Below are 14,694 nucleotides of genomic sequence, written 5' to 3'. Positions count from 1 at the left end.
AGCATCCGTTCGCCCGACCGAAAAGGCCGCGCTCCCAAAGGAACGCGGCCCCTCCGTGGGTCCCGGCCACCCCTTACAGGTACTGACCGGTGTTCGACTCGGTGTCGATCGCACGGCTGGCACTGGCGTTCTTGCCGGTGAATCCAACGCAGCCGGAGGTAGACGATCCGTTCGCCCGACCGAAAGGCCGCACTCCCAAGGAACGCGGCCCCTCCGTGGGTCCCAGCCACCCCTTACAGGTACTGACCGGTGTTCGACTCGGTGTCGATCGCACGGCTGGCACTGGCGTTCTTGCCCGTGACCAAGGTGCGGATGTAGACGATCCGTTCGCCCTTCTTACCCGAGATGCGAGCCCAGTCATCGGGATTCGTGGTGTTGGGCAGGTCCTCGTTCTCGGAGAACTCGTCCACGATCGAATCGTAGAGATGCTGGATGCGCAGACCCGGGTTGCCGGTGTCGAGCACCGCCTTGATCGCGTACTTCTTGGAGCGGTCGACGATGTTCTGGATCATCGCGCCGGAGTTGAAGTCCTTGAAGTACAGGACTTCCTTGTCACCGTTGGCGTAGGTGACCTCCAGGAAGCGGTTGTCCTCGCTCTCGGCGTACATCCGGTCGACGACCCGTTCGATCATCGCGCGGATGCACAGCGCCCGATCGCCGCCGAATTCGGCCAGATCGTCCGCGTGCAGCGGCAGCGTCTCCGTGAGGTACTTGGAGAAGATGTCCTGTGCCGATTCCGCGTCCGGCCGCTCGATCTTGATCTTCACGTCGAGCCGTCCCGGCCGCAGGATCGCGGGGTCGATCATGTCCTCGCGGTTCGACGCACCGATCACGATGACGTTCTCGAGTCCCTCGACACCGTCGATCTCCGACAGCAGCTGCGGCACGACCGTGGTCTCCACGTCGGAGGACACACCCGAACCGCGGGTACGGAAGATCGAGTCCATCTCGTCGAAGAACACGATCACCGGTGTACCCTCGGACGCCTTCTCCCGCGCCCGCTGGAAGATGATCCTGATGTGGCGCTCGGTCTCGCCGACGAACTTGTTCAGCAGCTCGGGGCCCTTGATGTTGAGGAAGAACGACTTGGCTTCCTTGGCATCCTCACCGCGCGCCTCGGCGATCTTCTTGGCCAGCGAGTTCGCCACCGCCTTGGCGATGAGCGTCTTACCGCAGCCGGGCGGACCGTAGAGCAGCACGCCCTTGGGCGGGCGCAGCGCGTACTCGCGGAACAGATCCTTGTGCAGGAAGGGCAGTTCCACCGCGTCGCGGATCTGCTCGATCTGGCGCGACAGGCCGCCGATGTCCTCGTAGCCGACGTCGGGCACTTCCTCGAGCACGAGGTCCTCGACCTCAGCCTTGGGAATTCGCTCGAAGGCGAAGCCCGCCTTGGTGTCGACGAGCAGCGAATCACCCGGCCGCAGTTTGCGAATCGGCTGATCCGGATCCTCCAGATCGTCCATCTCGGCCAGCTTGGCGAGCGGACCCGCGAGCCAGACCACCCGCTCCTCGTCGGCATGCCCGACGACGAGCGCGCGGCGGCTGTCGTCGAGGATCTCGCGCAACGTACCGATCTCACCGACCGCGTCGAAACGCCCGGCCTCGACCACCGTGAGTGCCTCGTTCAACCGCACGGTCTGGCCGTACTCGAGCGTGGTCGTGTCGATATTCGGTGAACACGTCAACCGCATCTTGCGCCCCGAAGTGAACACGTCGACCGTCTGATCGTCGAACACGCCGATCAGAATCCCGTACCCGCTGGGCGGCTGACCCAGCCGATCGACTTCCTCACGCAACGCGACAAGCTGCTGGCGCGCCTCCTTGAGTGTGTCCATCAGCTTGGTGTTGCGAATGGTCAGCGAATCGATGCGGGCTTCCAATTCCCGTGCGCGATCCGGCGAATCGGCGAGTTGCCTTCGGAGTGCAGCCGCCTCGGCGCGTACCGCCTCGAGCTCTCTCCAGGCCGCCGAATCCGAATTCTCGATGGGGCTCATGTGCTGCTCCTCCCAGTCCCGGTCTATCAACGCTACCGGGCGCGAACCGTTCTCGCTTTCCGACATGGTTTCGTCGTGATCACATCTGGGCTGCGATCGACGGCCGAGCCGCCATGTTAGCCTGCCCTAACCCCGACACGGTGAGCTTGCTCGCCGATCAAGCCGAAAGGTTGCTGAAGATGTTCCTTCCCGCCAGAACTTTCCGTATTTCCGTGGCTACCGCCGCGGCGGCCCTTGCCGTTACGGTCGGCCTGGCCGCCTGCGGATCCGACGACAAGTCCGACACCGCCAAGGCGACCAGCACCAGCGCCGCGGCGAGCACCAGCGCCGCACACGGAGAGCACGGCAAGACCGCGGCACCGACGGCGGAGGAGCTGCAGGCCACCTTGACGCTGCTGGCCGATCCGGCCAAGCCGACCGCGGACAAGACCGCGGCAATCGTCAACGGCGAGAAGCGCTCCGCCAACATCGACAAGATGAACCAGGGCCTGGCCGGCTACAACCTGACCTTCGCGGTCAGCGACATCAAGGTCGAAGGCCCCAAGGCCACGGCGCAGGTCGTCATCAACTCCCCGCACGGCGCCGCCCCCGCCATGCCGCTGACCTGGGAAAATATCGACGGCAAGTGGAAGCTCTCCGATGCGAGCGCCTGCACCATGCTCGGCTTCGCCCAGGCGCCCTGCACGCCGTGACACCGTGCGCGCACCCCGTCCCCGTCCCAGTGACGGGGTGCGTGATCACCGGCTCAGCCCTTCCGAACGGCCTCAGCCCTTGGACGGGCGGCGCTGCGGCTTCGGGGTGACCGTGCCCTCGGCGAGGCGGCGCGCGCTCACCAGGAACGCCGTGTGGCCCTGCATCCGATGTTCGGGGCGCACCGCGAGGCCGACCACGTGCCAGCCGCGCACCATCGATTCCCACGAGCGCGGTTCGGTCCAGCACTCCTGCTCGCGCAGCGCCTCGACCACCTTGGACAACTGGGTCACCGTCGCCACATAGACGAGCAGCACACCGCCGGGCACCAGCGCCTTGGACACCGCGGGCAGCGCGTCCCACGGCGCGAGCATGTCGAGGACGACGCGATCGACCGGTTCGCCGGTGTAGTCGGCGACATCGGCGACGGTCAGCGACCAGTTAGCCGGGCGTTCGCCGAAGAACGTTTCCACGTTGCGCACCGCGTGCTCGGCGTGGTCGTCGCGGATCTCGTACGAAATCACCTCACCCTCGGGCCCGACCGCGCGCAACAGCGAGCATGTCAGCGCGCCGGAGCCAGCACCCGCCTCGAGCACCCGCGCGCCAGGGAACACGTCACCCTCGTGCACGATCTGCGCGGCATCCTTCGGGTAGATGACCGCCGCGCCACGCGGCATCGACAGCACATAGTCGACCAGCAGCGGGCGCAGCGCCAGATACGGGGTGCCGTTGGTGGAGTGCACCACCGAACCCTCGTCGGTGCCGATCAGGCTGTCGTGCTTGATCCCGCCGCGGTGGGTGTGGAACTCCTTGCCCTCTTCCAGGACCACCGTGTACAGGCGGCCCTTGGCATCGGTCAGCTGTACCCGGTCCCCGATGGCGAATGGCCCGGTCCGTCTGGCCGTCATGAATCTCCGTTCTCTCTGTGCTGTCGCCGCCGATCGCAGCGGCGTGTCGGTACCGCCGGATAGCCTGCCAGGTATGCCAGTGCCCGTATCCACGCCCCCTGCCGATCCGGCGGCGAGCCGCTCGCGGCCCGCGCTGTCGCCTTCGCGGGCAATGGATTTCAAACAGTGCCCGCTGAAGTACCGGTACCGGGCGATCGATCGGATACCGGAGCAGCCGTCGCGGCACGCGCTGCGCGGCACCGTGGTGCACGCGGTACTGGAGGATCTGTACGGCCTGCCGACCGCCGAACGGCGGCCCGAGCGGGCCGAGGCACTGGTCGAGCCCGCGTGGACGCGGGTGCTCGCGGGTCATCCCGAGGCGGGCGAGGTGGTCGCCGCCGCGGAGGTCGGTGGCTTCCTCGGCGAGGTGCGCGCGCTGGTCGAGAGCTACTACCGGCTCGAGGATCCGACCCGATTCGATCCGGAGTCCTGCGAATCGCGGGTCGAAGTCGAGCTGGCCGACGGCGTGGTGCTGCGCGGCTTCGTCGACCGGATCGATATCGCGCCGACCGGTCAGCTGCGCGTGGTGGACTACAAGACCGGCCGCGCGCCGGGCACCGAGCAGGAGACCAGGGCGCTGTTCCAGCTCAAGTTCTACGCACTGGTGATCCTGCGCACCCGCGGTGTGGTGCCCGCGCAGCTGCGGCTGATCTATCTGGCCGACGAGCAGATACTCACCTACGCCCCCGACGAAGAGGAGCTGCTGCGCTTCGAGCGCACGCTCTCCGCGCTGTGGCAGGCGATCCTGGAGGCGGGTCGCACCGGCGATTTCCGGCCCAACCGCAGCTGGCTGTGCGGGTTCTGCGACTACCAGGCGCTGTGCCCCGAATTCGGCGGCACGCCACCCGAATATCCCGGCTGGCCGGACGGCGGGACCAATGAATCGGCGGACGAGACGCTGGCCGACGCCGTGGCGGACTAGCCGATACCGAACAGTTCGGCCATCGATCCCATGATCTCTTCGTGCGATCCGATGATGGCGATCACGGCGATCAGGACGAGCACCCCGACCACATCCCCCACCGCGACCAGCAGATTACGAATTTTCGGCCATGCGCCGGCAGGCTCGAGTACTACAGGTTCCACAACAACTTTCCTCCCAGGCGCACAATACTCGCGGAAAGTAGCGCCTTCGCAGGTTTCCTCGATGTTCGGGCGCTGTCAGTCTGGCGAACGGTTCATTAGGTTTTCGTGAACGTCCGCCGCGCCGCAACACAATCGGCCCGCCGTACGCGCTGCCCCACAGCACGCACGGCGGGCCCGCGGAAACTAGACCGTGAAGTCGTGGAACAACAGGACCGAAAGGCCAAGGCCGACGGCCAGGTTGACGACCACGGCCGAGCCGAACACCACCACCGGGCGCCAGCCCGCCTCGCGCAGGCCGCGCAGCGAGAACTCGAGGCCGATCGAGACGAATGCGAAGATCAGGAACCAGGTGCGCAGATCGTTGACGATCGCGATATGCGCCGCGCCCGTCTTCTTGTCCACCGACTGCAGGTAGAGGGTGCCGATCACCGAGGCGGCGACGAACCCGATGACGAACTTCGGGAACCGCTCCCAGAACTGACGCGCTGATGGCCGGCTCGCGCCAGGAATCCGCTCGACCTTCAGCGTGAAGTACGCGGTGAGCGCGATCGCGACGATGCCGATCAGCGCGTTCTGCGTGGTCTTCACGATGGTGGCGATCTGCAGCGCCTTCTCCCCCGCGATGGCGCCCGACGCCGCGACCGCGGCGGTGGTGTCGATATTGCCGCCGATCCAGGCGCCCGCCACCGCATCGGACAGGCCGAAGACATCGGAGAGCCACGGCAGGACGAAGATCGACGGCAGCGCGAAGATGATCACCAGCGAGGCCGCGTAGGCGATCTGCTCGCGCTTGGCCTGCACCGCGCCCGCCGCCGCGATGGCCGCGCTCACACCGCAGATGGATACCGCCGACGACAGCAGGGCGCGCAACTTGTCGTCCAGGCCCAGCCGCCCGCCGAGCCACCAGGTGAACCCGAAGACCGAGGTGATCAGCAGCAGTGCCTGCACGATCGACGGGCCCGCCGCGGTCACCAGGATCTTCAGATTGATCGAAGCGCCGAGCAGCACCACACCGGTCTTGATGAAGAACTCGGTGCGGAAGCCCGCCGAAAGCCGTTCCCGCAGATTCAGTTTGGTGAGCAGAACGTTGCCGATGAGACCGATCGCGATGGCGTACACCGGGAATTCGATGGACTTGGCGACGCGCTCGAGCGGCGTATCGGCGGCCCAGCGCGGGACATGGGTGTCGAAGTAGCGGGTCAGCGCGCCGAGGGCGATCACGATGGCGACGCCTGCGACGATCTCACCGGCCGAGGGGCGCGGAATCGCCTGGAGCGCGGCGGTTTCCGAACTGACTGGCGGATCCACCGTGGGAGACCCGCTCTCCGCCACGGCTTCCTGGCCCGACTCGGCGTCGGTGCCCGCCCCTACTTTCCGGCCCGCCCCGATTTCGACTTCCGACATCACGGCACCAGCCAATCGGGAATGGCGCCGACCAGGACCAGCCCGATCAACGCCAGCCCGACGACGGCGGCGAGCCAGTCCTCGCTCCATACGAATGTGCTGCCCGAACGTTCCCCGGGCGGTGTCTGTGACATGGTCGAACTCCCTGCATTCCTCATCGAGAGGCGCAAGGTAGCAATGCCCGCACCGAGTCCACACCGGTTGCACTCACCCTGAATTAATGGCGCGCCACCGATCTCCGTCGAGCGCAGTCGAATGGCGGTGCGACACGCCGTACCCAGCCACCATTCGACTGCGCTCGATGGCTGGCTGCGAATGGGGCTTGACCGCCTCGGTGGCTACTGCGTGAAAGGGCTCGGCGGCGAGGGGTTTACCTAAGCAGTGCTGGGCGCGTCGAGTGCGGTTCCCGGCTTGGCAGTCGAGTCAGGTGCATGTTCTGAGCTTCCAGCCGGGTCATCTGGCTGTGGTGCCGTTCTCGAGATGAAGAGATCGGCGAGCGCGGTCGAACGGCCCCCGATTACGGCGTGTCGCAGGGCCATTCGACTGCGCTCGGCGGGCTGGATCTGGTGGCGCCGCACCTTATCCGGATGAGGTGGCGACGGGGGTGGTTGGGGTTGGGGCGAACGGGCGGGTGCGGCGGATCAGGATTGCGATGACCAGGGTTAGTAGGGGAAGGACCGCAAGTGCTTTCGGGAGACCTACCGCGTCGGCTAGGTGGCCGATCAGGGGTGGGCCCGCGAGGAAGCCTATCCAGCCGAGCGCGGAGACCGCGGCGATCACCGAACCGGCGTTGCCCGCTTCATGATTCGTGGCGCCCGCGGCACTGAAGGCGGTCGGCACGACGAGGGCGAGGCCGAAACCGAGTGCGGCGAGACCGCACAGCGCGATGATCGTCTGCCCGGTCGCCAGCGCGGCGACCATACCCACCACCGCGAGCAGGGCGAGCACGGGAAGCAGTGTCGCGGTGCGGAATCGGGATTGCAGGAACGGCCCGGACAGTCGGGTGGTGAGCATGGCCAGCGCGAACGCGACATAGCCGAGCCCGGCAACGCCCGCCCCGGTGCCGAGGTCGTTGCGCAGGTAGTTCGCCGACCAGTCCGCGGCCGCACCCTCGCAGAACATCGCAGCGAAGGCCACGACGCCGAGGACAAGGACGGTCGAGGAGAACGTCCATTTGCGCTGTGCGGGTTCCTCTTTGACGTGCTCAGCTGCAATGCCCTCGGCATCGAGGCCCTCGGCTTCGGTGCGCTTCGCCTGATCGGGAAGCAATCGGCCTGTCAGCCCGGCGAGGGCCGCGACCGCGACGAGACCGAGCGCGCCCTGCTGCAACGGCAATCCGATGCCGACGCTCACCGCACCCGCCCCGAGCAGCGCACCGACGAAACCGCCGACGCTCCACATCCCGTGCAGCCGCGCCATGATCGGACTGCCGAGCGCCCGCTCAACGGTGACGGCCTGCGTATTCATCACCACATCGAGAGCGCCGTGGAACACACCCCACAGCGCGAGCGTCGCGAACAGCGCGGCCGCCGAACCCGAAAACCCAACGGCGACACCGCTGATCGCATAGCCGACGGCGGTGATCGGAATCAGCCGATGGCTGCCGATCACCGGCAACAGCTTGCCGACCGCCGCCATCGCGACCAGCGACCCGATCGGCGCACCCAGCAGCGCGGTGCCCAACGCAGCGTCATCAAGACCGAGCGACTCCTTCAACTGCGGTATGTGAGCCGTCCACGAGGCGAACAACAGCGCGTGCGCCAGAAATGTCACGGCGACGGCCACATGCGCACGACGCGCGGCATCAGCGATCGCCACGTGCGCGCGCCAAGCCGCACTGCCAGACGATGTATCGCGCGCATCCAACATATCGCCCGCAGACAGCACAGCCCGCTCGGTAGCGGCGGCACCCGCAGGCATTGCGGCACCCGCAGCCGCTGCCTCGCCCCCGCTCACCTCATTCATAGACGGCACAGCCCGCTCAGCCGCTACGCCGGACTCAACCTGGGCGTCGCGCACGGCCATCGCATCACGCTCTGCCGCCGCTCCATCCGCAGCCACCGCACCGTCCACAGCCACCGCACCGTCCACAGCCACCGCACCGTCCACAGCCACCGCACCGTGCACAGCCGCCGCACCGGGCTCGGCGGCCGCATCGAGCACCGCTACCAGATCACTCGCTGTCACCATGTCGCTTCCAGCCGAGCCGGTCCATCTGAAGGCCGCTTCGTGTTCAGGGGACGAATCTCTTTCAGACACAGTGCACCTCGACACCGGACGCGCGCAGTGCGGCGACCTCGTCGGCCGGTGCGTCCGTGTCGGTCACCACGATGTCGATATCGGTGACCGGGCAGACCACCGCCATGGCGGTTTTGCTGAATTTGCTGCCGTCGACCATGGCGATCACGCGGGCCGAGGAGGCGATGGCGCGGCGTTTGACGGCGGCGTCCTGGAGGTCGTGCGCGGTGACGCCGTGGCGGTTGGCGATGCCGCAGCAGGTGAGCAGCACGGTGTCGAAACGCAGTGCGGCCAGGCACTGTTCGGTGAGGGGGCCGACGACCGACAGTTCACCGCGGCGCACATTGCCGCCGGGGAGCAGCAGGGAGACGCCGGTTGCCGCGCTCAGTACGCCGATCGAGCCGACGGACAGCGGCATCACGGTGACGCGGCGTCCAGTCAATTGCCTGGCCGCGGCCAATCCCGTTGTGCCGCTGTCGAGTACCACCGCTTCGGCGTCGGCGATCAGCCGGACGGCCGCGGCCGCGATCCTGGTCTTCTGTTCGGCGGCCTCCATTTCCCGCATGGCGAACGGCATCTCGTCGCCGCGCAGGGTGGCGCTCACCGCGCCGCCGCGCACCCGGCGCAGCACTCCGGTCTGCTCCAGTTCGGCGAGGTCACGCCGGATGGTGACCTCCGAGGTATCGAGTTTGCGTGCCAGGTCGACCACGCTCACCGATTCCGACGACTGCAACTCCCGAACGATTTCGGCATGCCTGGCTTCCGCTGTCATGGATCAATCGTACATCGATTGCGATCATTCGAAAGTCTGTAGTGATCATTTGATCAGTGAATGGGCCCCTATCTGGCAAAATGGGTGACGTCGATGATCAGCAGACCCGCACCGTTCCGATCGGCGGCATAGACGTGACGGCCGTCGGGAGCGACCGCAACCCGGCCTGCGCCCGGCACGAAGGTCAGCGCACCCACCTCGGCGCCCGTCGCGATGTCCACCGCGACGAGCACCCCCATCCCATCGTCGGGTGGCAGGCTCTGCCCGGCGATGAAGACATACCTTCCGGCGGGTTCGGCGACGGCGTCGATGCCGATGCCACTGAGCCGCACCTCACCGAACGCCTGCGCGGTGGTATCGAAGACCGAGACGGTCGGCGCGAAGCGGAGCAGATAGACGAACCGTCCGTCCGGGCTCACCGCCATCCGCTCCGGGGTTCCGGCGTAAGGGAATTCGGCGCGCACAGTATCGGTGGCGGTATCCAGGATGGTGAGCCGATCGGTATGCCCGACGTAGACCGATCGCCCGTCCGGCGCCATCTGCAATGCGCTCACCCGGCCATGTGCACTGGTGCGCAACGGAATCGTGGCGGAGGCCGCGCCTGCCCCCGGATCGATGACGGAGACGGTGGAGCGGCTGCCGTCGGCGAGATAGAGGCGGCTGCCGTCCGGCGTGACGGCGATATCGTCGTACACCGTGCTCGCGTCGAGCACGATCTGCCCGCTCACCTCCCCTGCCCTGGTATCGATCGTGGCGACCGCATTGCTGGTCACCACGAAAACCCTTGTCCCGTCGGCGGTGACGGCCAATCCGGTCGGCTGCCCGGGCACCGGCAGCACGTCGGCGACGGTGTTCGTCGTCGCGTCGAGGACCGTCACGGTGTTCTGCAAGCGGTTCGCCAGGTAGACCCGTCGTCCGTCGGGCGTCACCGCGATATCGCTCACGCCCGGCATGGCGATCCTGACCGGCCCCTCCGCGAGCGCCGCGCTCGGCGTGGGCTTCGTTGTGTCACGGTCGAATACGAGGACGGCACCGAACGCGATGAGCGCCGCGGCCACCAGGCCACCGGCGATCAGCACATATCGGGCCGAAGCCGGAAGCCCCGGCGGCACAGCCGGATCCGTGAGCCGCGCGACGAGCTGCTCCGCATCCGGCCGTCGATCCGGGTCCTTGGCCAGACATTCGAGCGCCAGCTCGCGCAACCCGTCCGGCACGCCGCGCAGGTCCGGCTCGTCCTCGACGGTCCGCTGCAGCACGCGCAGTGGCGATCCGGGCCCGAACGGACCGGCACCGGTGGCCGCGAAGACGAGCACGGCACCGAACGCGAAGATATCCGCCGCGGCGCCGGTGTCACCACCGGTGAGCACCTCCGGCGCCGAATACCCTGCGGTATCGGCGATCTGGTCACTACCGGGCGTCAGTGCGACGGTCGGCGCGAGCCCCACCGCCCCCGGTGTCAGTCGACCATGCACCCGCCCGCCGCGATGCCACCGCGCGAGCGCCCGCGCCAGATCGCGTGCGAGCGCCCGCTGCGCATCCTCGGCCAGCGGTCCCCGTGTGGCGACGACAGTCCGCAGTGACCGGGCCGATGCCATGGTCTTCCCTCACGTGATCCGAATCACCAACAGTACGTGACGGATTCCCGTGTCAACCGGCGTTTTCGCCCGACGCCGCTGCCCGCGATCAGAAGGCGCGGCAGGAACGGATGTCGAAGGCCAGGATGGCCTTGGCGCCCAGTTCGGCGAGCTGATCCATGACCTCGTTGCCCTGCTTGCGCGGCACCATGGCACGGATGGCGACCCAGTTCGAATCGGCGAGCGGCGACACCGTCGGCGATTCGAGGCCGGGGGTGATCCTGATGGCCTCGTCCAGGAGCTCCTTCGGGCAGTCGTAGTCGAGCATCACGTACTGCTGACCGAAGACGACACCCTGGATCCGGGCGATCAGCTGGTTGCGGGCCCGGTCACGCCGATCGGAGCCGTTGCGCTCGATCAGCACACCCTCCGAATCGCACAGCGAATCACCGAAGGCGACCAGGTTGTGCTGACGCAGCGTGCGCCCCGAGCCGACCACATCGGCGATCGCGTCGGCGACGCCGAGCTGGATGGAGATCTCCACCGCGCCGTCGAGGCGGATCACCTCGGCCTGGATACCGCGCTTCTGCAGGTCGGTGAGCACCAGGTTCGGGTAGGAGGTGGCGATGCGCTTGTCGTCGAGATCCTCGACGGTCCACTCGCGCCCGGCGGGGGCGGCGTAGCGGAAGGTGGAGCGGCCGAAGCCGAGCGCGAGCCGTTCCTGCACGGGCGCACCGGAATCCAGCGCGAGGTCGCGGCCGGTGATGCCGAGGTCGAGCTCACCGGAGCCGACGTAGATGGCGATGTCCTTGGGCCGCAGGAAGAAGAACTCGACCTGGTTCGCCGGGTCGAACACGGTCAGGTCGCGCGAATCGGTGCGCCTGCGGTAGCCGGCCTCGGCCAGGATCGAGGTCGCGGATTCGGACAGGGCGCCTTTGTTGGGGACTGCGACGCGCAGCATGGGGAGGATGTCCTTTCGAGGAGTGAAATGCGGCGGGAGCGGCAATCACAGATGTCGGTAGACGTCCTCGAGCTTCAGTCCCCGACCCACCATCAGCACCTGGACCCAGTACAGCAGCTGCGAGATCTCCTCGGCGAGCGAGTCATCGCTCTCGTGTTCGGCGGCCAGCCACACCTCACCCGCCTCCTCGAGCACCTTCTTACCCTGGGTATGCACGCCCGCGTCCAGCGCGGCAACGGTCCCGGACCCCTCGGGGCGGGTAACCGAACGTTCCTGCAGCTCGGCGAACAGGGTTTCGAAAGTCTTCACGGGGGAACATTGTTTCAGACCCGCATGCGGGGTCGTTGCTCCGGGCTCACCCAGGCTCACCGCCGGACAACAGGGCGCGCAGGTCCGCGACCGCTCCACGCAGGTGATCCGCGAAGGCGTACATCTGATCGGCGACCGGTTCCGGGGTGGCCAGATACAGGTTCCACCGGTCCGGCAGCAGCACGTAGGCGACACCGATACAGCGCGAGCTGGTCGAACCGAAGCCGAAGTAGCGGATGTTGACCGACGGCGCCGAACTGGTGCTCAGGTAGTCGTCACGCATGATCGTCCACCCCGGACTGTCGTACAGCGGGATCGGCTCGGTCACCCCCAGCTCGGCACCGCGCCGTCGCTGGATCCACTGCAGCTCCCAGAGGTGCTGTTCGGGTGCGTCGCCCGCCTGGCACTGCTTGGCCCGTTCGACGTGCGCGGTCGCGGCGGTGCGGGCAGCCGCCCTGCGGTCTGCGGCGTCCACCGCCGGATCCCGCATGGCATCGACGAAGGCCACCATCTCCGGGGTGACCACACGCATGGCCTCGGTGCGGCCGTTGCGATACTGGCGGGTGGCGATGGACTCGTAGGTGGCTCCGGTCAGACCCTTGCTGCGCCGGTGCGCGAGTTGGTAGCTCAATTGCGCGAAGGCATCCGGGGAGATACCGAGCTGTTTCGCCGTCCCCGTCCCGAAATCGCCGAAGCTCACCGTCGCGGTGGCATTCGCCGCGGCGTACGCGGCGAAGTCGGCGCCTGCGGCCGCGATATCGGCGCGCAGTGCGGTATCAAGGACGAACTCGATCGGCTCGACCGCGGGCAGGCCCTGGCTCCGCGCGCCCGACCGGGCGGCGTGCTCACCGACCGGCGTCTCCAACAGGGTGTCGACGAACGAGAGGATGGTGGTGCCGTCCAGACCGCAGTGCTCGACATTGATGCCCGCCTGCCCGTCGCCGAAGACGATGAACGAGAGCGACTTGTCGAACCATCGGTTCGCGCTGTCACCGTGCAGCAGCTGATCGCAGGCGTGCAGTTCGTCACGCGGGGTGAAATCCTCCAGGCAGACCGTGAACAATGCCGTTTCGACGACGTCCAGCGCGGCCACGTTCGCAGGTTCGGCACGCAACATCTGCCTGCTGCGCGCCCACTCCGCACGCGCCTTCGTGGTGAGATGTCCGACGGATGTATCCGGCGCGGCCTGCCGCACACCGGCTTTCAGCACCGCACTCAATCCGTCGGCGAGATCGCCCGGCGGGTACGGCGCATTGTCGGCGCCGAGGACATCCATCCGGAACATGGCGCCGCGATGGAACACCAGGATGTGCTTCGCCTGCGCGGGGCCGGGCCATTCGTCGGTGTACGGCACCCGCACGGTGTCCTGCCGCTCACCGGGTATCCGCGTCTCGGAGAACAGATACCTGTTCTGCCACATCGAAAGCCGTTGCCCGCGTTGCACAACCGGTGGAATCGCGGCGGCATCGAGTGCGAGTTTGTAATCCAGTGCCGCGGTGATGATTCCGGCGGCCCGCTCCACCTGACCGGCGGTGGTCGACGCGGCCAGCGGTGTGTCGTCGCGGAAGAGGAAGAAGAAGTTGGCGTTCAACGCGATTCGGTCCCGGCGGCCGAGATAGCGCGACGGCCAGAACAGATCGAGCCAGCTGCCGACGCCCGGCGTCGCATCGTATTCCGCCAGCGCCGCGTGCAGCGCCCGCCCTGGACCACCGGGGCGAAGCAGGTCGGCGACGGCGGCATCCGTGGCGGCCAGCTCGTCCGCGGTGAGCAGCGGCGCACACCACTGCCGGAAGCGAGCGCAGCTGTCTTCCAAGGTCGGCAACGGCACCCGGGGCAGGCGGTCGTCGGCGTCGAAGGTACGTTCGGTCACTGCTCGGCCTCGTGATCGTCGATGGGGCGGGAGAGGTAGAGGTTTGCGTACAGCCAGCCATCGGTTTCACAGCCGGTGGCGTCGATTCCGTTGGCGGCCAAGGTATTCAGCACCTGAGTTCGTTCCGCGTCCGAGGCGAACCTGCGCTGTTCGAACAGGCCGGGCGCACGCACGGTGCGATAGCCGAGCTCGGCCAATTGCGCGGCGATGTCGTCGAAGCCGAACATGCGCAGCACGAAGTGCGCCATCCACGGCCTGCGATCGGGATTCGCCGCGACGAGCCTGCCCAGGGTCTTCTCGGTGACATAGCCGATGCAGCCGGTCGAGATGACGAGGTCGACCGAGGCCAGGGTGCGCCGCTGCGCCTCGGTGGGTTCGGCCGCCTCGAGATCGGCGTGCACGATGTCGTGCAGCAACCCGGCGGCGTGTGCATAGGAGACGGCGTCGTGAGAGACGTCCATGCCGACTAGTCGAACGCCGGGTAGCCCCTCGCAGTCGGCGAGGCGGGCCTGATCGCGGGCGACAAGTGTGTGACGGTCGGCGTCGGCCGAATCACCGTAGTGGTCGGCCAATTCGCTCATCGTGGTGTCGAAACGCAGCAGCGCGGCGTTGACGCCGTAGGAGCAGCCGATATCGAGCACGGTCGGATGTTCGACGCCCGCCGCGCGCAGCTCCTTGATCTGCTGCTGGAAGAACGGTTTCGCCAGCTCGGGAATGCGATAGTTCAGCTCGCGCATGCGGGCGTAGTACTCGCGCGGATCGGGCCGGTGGTAGATGTCGTCGAAGGAGGCTTTCCCGGTCGTATGCAACGGCACTGGCACTGCTGTCTTCCTCTCCTTCGCGCGCTGC

Annotated in this window: 14 protein-coding genes; 2 read left to right on the top strand and 12 right to left on the bottom strand. The window is 67.3% G+C overall.

From position 1 onward, the window contains the following. Positions 1 to 233 precede the first annotated feature (233 nt). The gene (gene arc / locus ACIG5A_RS01420; RefSeq protein WP_397236455.1) at positions 234 to 1,994 is read right to left on the bottom strand and encodes a proteasome ATPase; all 1,761 of its coding nucleotides are present in this window, start codon (positions 1,992 to 1,994) and stop codon (positions 234 to 236) included. A gap of 212 nt (positions 1,995 to 2,206) precedes the next feature. Here arc and ACIG5A_RS01415 point away from each other — a divergent pair, with 212 nt between their 5' ends. Continuing rightward, positions 2,207 to 2,686 (top strand): hypothetical protein, encoded by a 480-nt coding sequence (locus ACIG5A_RS01415; RefSeq protein ID WP_397236453.1) that lies wholly within the window; start codon positions 2,207 to 2,209, stop codon positions 2,684 to 2,686. Positions 2,687 to 2,758: 72 nt separating this feature from the next. On the opposite strand, the gene ACIG5A_RS01410 is transcribed toward ACIG5A_RS01415, so the two are convergent. Continuing rightward, complete coding sequence (locus tag ACIG5A_RS01410; RefSeq protein ID WP_397236451.1) at positions 2,759 to 3,592, bottom strand: tRNA (adenine-N1)-methyltransferase; 834 nt, start codon at positions 3,590 to 3,592, stop codon at positions 2,759 to 2,761. Between the two features lie 73 nt (positions 3,593 to 3,665). Here ACIG5A_RS01410 and ACIG5A_RS01405 point away from each other — a divergent pair, with 73 nt between their 5' ends. Beyond that, the gene (locus tag ACIG5A_RS01405; protein WP_397236449.1) at positions 3,666 to 4,553 is read left to right on the top strand and encodes a RecB family exonuclease; all 888 of its coding nucleotides are present in this window, start codon (positions 3,666 to 3,668) and stop codon (positions 4,551 to 4,553) included. Here the strand turns inward: ACIG5A_RS01405 and ACIG5A_RS01400 are convergent. The 10 genes from ACIG5A_RS01400 to ACIG5A_RS01355 all read right to left on the bottom strand — a co-directional run bounded on the left by ACIG5A_RS01400 (position 4,550) and on the right by ACIG5A_RS01355 (position 14,666). Beyond that, positions 4,550 to 4,717: a hypothetical protein gene (locus ACIG5A_RS01400; protein ID WP_397236447.1), complete on the bottom strand. Its 168-nt coding sequence runs from the start codon at positions 4,715 to 4,717 to the stop codon at positions 4,550 to 4,552. The two genes, ACIG5A_RS01405 and ACIG5A_RS01400, sit on opposite strands and share 4 nt — an antisense overlap. Before the next feature lie 183 nt (positions 4,718 to 4,900). Then, on the bottom strand, positions 4,901 to 6,121 hold the full coding sequence (locus ACIG5A_RS01395; protein WP_397236445.1) for a YeiH family protein: 1,221 nt from the start codon (positions 6,119 to 6,121) through the stop codon (positions 4,901 to 4,903). Next, positions 6,121 to 6,255, bottom strand: coding sequence for a hypothetical protein (locus tag ACIG5A_RS01390; RefSeq protein ID WP_397236442.1), 135 nt, complete (start codon positions 6,253 to 6,255; stop codon positions 6,121 to 6,123). Before ACIG5A_RS01390 ends, ACIG5A_RS01395 begins: the two co-directional genes overlap by 1 nt. A 445-nt stretch (positions 6,256 to 6,700) precedes the next feature. After that, positions 6,701 to 7,939: an MFS transporter gene (locus tag ACIG5A_RS01385; RefSeq protein WP_397236440.1), complete on the bottom strand. Its 1,239-nt coding sequence runs from the start codon at positions 7,937 to 7,939 to the stop codon at positions 6,701 to 6,703. A gap of 433 nt (positions 7,940 to 8,372) precedes the next feature. Further along, complete coding sequence (locus ACIG5A_RS01380; protein ID WP_397236438.1) at positions 8,373 to 9,131, bottom strand: DeoR/GlpR family DNA-binding transcription regulator; 759 nt, start codon at positions 9,129 to 9,131, stop codon at positions 8,373 to 8,375. A gap of 68 nt (positions 9,132 to 9,199) precedes the next feature. Then, positions 9,200 to 10,726 carry a beta-propeller fold lactonase family protein gene (locus tag ACIG5A_RS01375; protein WP_397236436.1) on the bottom strand — a complete coding sequence of 509 codons (1,527 nt, stop codon included), beginning with the start codon at positions 10,724 to 10,726 and terminating at the stop codon, positions 9,200 to 9,202. Between the two features lie 88 nt (positions 10,727 to 10,814). Beyond that, positions 10,815 to 11,666: an ATP phosphoribosyltransferase gene (gene hisG / locus ACIG5A_RS01370; RefSeq protein ID WP_397236434.1), complete on the bottom strand. Its 852-nt coding sequence runs from the start codon at positions 11,664 to 11,666 to the stop codon at positions 10,815 to 10,817. A 45-nt stretch (positions 11,667 to 11,711) separates the two neighbouring features. Beyond that, complete coding sequence (locus tag ACIG5A_RS01365) at positions 11,712 to 11,975, bottom strand: phosphoribosyl-ATP diphosphatase (protein ID WP_397236432.1); 264 nt, start codon at positions 11,973 to 11,975, stop codon at positions 11,712 to 11,714. A 46-nt stretch (positions 11,976 to 12,021) separates the two neighbouring features. Continuing rightward, complete coding sequence (locus tag ACIG5A_RS01360; RefSeq protein ID WP_397236430.1) at positions 12,022 to 13,845, bottom strand: choline/carnitine O-acyltransferase; 1,824 nt, start codon at positions 13,843 to 13,845, stop codon at positions 12,022 to 12,024. Then, positions 13,842 to 14,666: a class I SAM-dependent methyltransferase gene (locus tag ACIG5A_RS01355; RefSeq protein WP_397236428.1), complete on the bottom strand. Its 825-nt coding sequence runs from the start codon at positions 14,664 to 14,666 to the stop codon at positions 13,842 to 13,844. The genes ACIG5A_RS01360 and ACIG5A_RS01355 overlap by 4 nt, the downstream gene beginning before the upstream one ends. Between the last annotated feature and the right edge of the window lie 28 nt (positions 14,667 to 14,694).

Source organism: Nocardia sp. NPDC052566, assembly GCF_044547285.1.
Lineage (GTDB): Bacteria > Actinomycetota > Actinomycetes > Mycobacteriales > Mycobacteriaceae > Nocardia.
This window is presented reverse-complemented; position numbering and strand designations above follow the sequence as displayed.

Excerpts from the sequence above, each read along its gene's own strand:
- arc (WP_397236455.1), bottom strand. The coding sequence starts at position 1,994 with ATGAGCCCCATCGAGAATTCGGATTCGGCGGCCTGGAGAGAGCTCGAG.
- ACIG5A_RS01410 (WP_397236451.1), bottom strand. The coding sequence starts at position 3,592 with ATGACGGCCAGACGGACCGGGCCATTCGCCATCGGGGACCGGGTACAG.
- ACIG5A_RS01405 (WP_397236449.1), top strand. The coding sequence starts at position 3,666 with ATGCCAGTGCCCGTATCCACGCCCCCTGCCGATCCGGCGGCGAGCCGC.
- ACIG5A_RS01395 (WP_397236445.1), bottom strand. The coding sequence starts at position 6,121 with ATGTCGGAAGTCGAAATCGGGGCGGGCCGGAAAGTAGGGGCGGGCACC.
- ACIG5A_RS01390 (WP_397236442.1), bottom strand. The coding sequence starts at position 6,255 with ATGTCACAGACACCGCCCGGGGAACGTTCGGGCAGCACATTCGTATGG.
- ACIG5A_RS01380 (WP_397236438.1), bottom strand. The coding sequence starts at position 9,131 with ATGACAGCGGAAGCCAGGCATGCCGAAATCGTTCGGGAGTTGCAGTCG.
- ACIG5A_RS01375 (WP_397236436.1), bottom strand. The coding sequence starts at position 10,726 with ATGGCATCGGCCCGGTCACTGCGGACTGTCGTCGCCACACGGGGACCG.
- hisG (WP_397236434.1), bottom strand. The coding sequence starts at position 11,666 with ATGCTGCGCGTCGCAGTCCCCAACAAAGGCGCCCTGTCCGAATCCGCG.